General features: G+C 38.0%; 1 protein-coding gene. It reads left to right on the forward strand.

Annotated elements, in window-relative coordinates:
* Window positions 1-31 precede the first annotated feature (31 nt).
* Window positions 32-2,082: beta-N-acetylhexosaminidase (locus ACY65O_RS09315; RefSeq protein ID WP_462220583.1), on the forward strand; the 2,051-nt coding region annotated here is incomplete at its 3' end.

Below are 2,082 nucleotides of genomic sequence, written 5' to 3' on the forward strand. Positions count from 1 at the left end.
GAAATGTTTTTCGCAATTAAATATTGTGCCAATGCCTGCAGACTTGAAGATGGGCAAAGGAAGCTTCACTATTAATAAAAACACAAAAATAATTGCCAGCGGATTACCCGAAAAATTTGGCACACTCTTACATGATTTCATTTTTAATAATTACGCTTTAAAACTGGAAAAAACAACTTACAGTAAAAAAAATATTATTAATTCAATAAGATTTGTACATGATGGAAAAATGTATGGCGCCGGTATTGGATCTTATGCAATTAAAATAGCAGACAATGGAATTCTTATTGGGGCTGGTACTCCGCAGGGATTTTTTTATGGCCTCCAAACTTTATTCCAGTTGTCGCCAATATCAAAAAACAATCTTTCTTTCGCACAATTATATATTGGTGACCATCCCCGTTTCCAATACCGCGGCATGCACCTCGATGTTTCCCGCCACTTCTACCCTGTTGCTTTTATAAAAAAATATATTGATTATTTAGCGGCGTATAAATTCAATACTTTTCACTGGCATTTAACCGACGACCAGGGCTGGCGCATTGAAATAAAAAAATATCCATTGCTCACACAAGTGGGAGGTTTTAGAAATGGCACTATCATTGGCCGATACCCAGGCAAGGGCAACGACAGTATTAGTTACGGAGGTTTTTACACCCAGCAACAAATAAAAGAAGTGGTACAATATGCAGCCGACCGCTACATTGATGTGATACCGGAAATAGAAATGCCCGGGCATGCCTCGGCAGCTATTGCGGCTTATCCGCAGTTAAGTTGTTTTCCTGAAGAAGATACAAAAGTTTTACCCAGTACACCATGGGCGGGTAGCCGCAAAGGAAAACAGGTGCAGCAAACCTGGGGTGTTTTTGAAGATGTGTTTGCTCCAACTGATTATAGTTTTAATTTTTTAGAAAATGTTTTGGATGAAGTGATGCCCTTATTTCCGGCAAAATATATTCATATTGGCGGCGACGAATGCCCGAAAGAATCGTGGAAGCGTTCACCATTTTGCCAGCAATTAATTGCAGCTAATAATTTAAAAGATGAACATGGGTTGCAGAGTTATTTTATTCAACGGATAGAAAAATACATTAACAGCAAAGGCAAAAAAATTATTGGCTGGGACGAAATTTTAGAAGGCGGCCTTGCACCCAATGCTGCAGTAATGAGCTGGCGAGGTGAAGAAGGCGGCGTTGAAGCCGCCAAACAAAATCATGATGTGGTAATGACACCCGGCAGCCATTGTTATTTAGACCATAGCCAGAGTAAAAATGAAGACAGTGTTACCATTGGCGGCTATTTACCATTGGAGAAAGTGTACAGTTACGAACCAGTACCTGCTGTATTAAATGCCGAGCAGGCCAAACATATTTTAGGTGCACAGGGCAATCTGTGGACAGAATACATCAAGAACACCAGCAAAGTAGAGTACATGATCTTTCCACGAATGATGGCATTAAGTGAAGTATTGTGGAGCCCGAAAGAAAAAAGAAATTGGAATGATTTTGAAAAAAGATTGCCAGGTGTTTTTGAAAGATTGGATAAAGAGAAAATTAATTATGGTAAAGCATATTATGATTTGCAAGCTACTGTAATTCCAACAGAGAACAGTGAGGGTGTGTTATGGAAAGTAGAATCAAATAATAAAAATGGTAAAATTAATTGGGTACCGTCAGTGTTAAACTCTCAAAAATTCGAGTACACAAAACCAATTCTTATTAATAAAACTACAGACGGAATAACTGCAGAGTTTATTAATGATGATAAAAATTTACTATCAAGAGTTACACAAAATTTCCGTTTCAACAAAGCCACTGGAAAAAAAATAACTATTGCAAACGAACCCAGCGTAAATTATCCCGGTGATGGTGCGTTTACTTTAGTCAACGGCGTACAAAACGAAAAAGGTTTATCAAAGGGAAATGAGTTTTTAGGCTTCTTAGGAAAAGATTTAGATGCCACAATAGATCTGGGCGCTGTGATGGATATTAAAAAAGTTACCCTGCATACACTGGAACAAAACGGCAGCTGGATATATTTACCTTCAAAAGTTGAAGTAACTTATATGTACTCGATTGATAC

Source organism: Ferruginibacter sp. (assembly GCF_031430955.1).
In the GTDB taxonomy this organism is placed as follows: Bacteria; Bacteroidota; Bacteroidia; order Chitinophagales; family Chitinophagaceae; genus Ferruginibacter.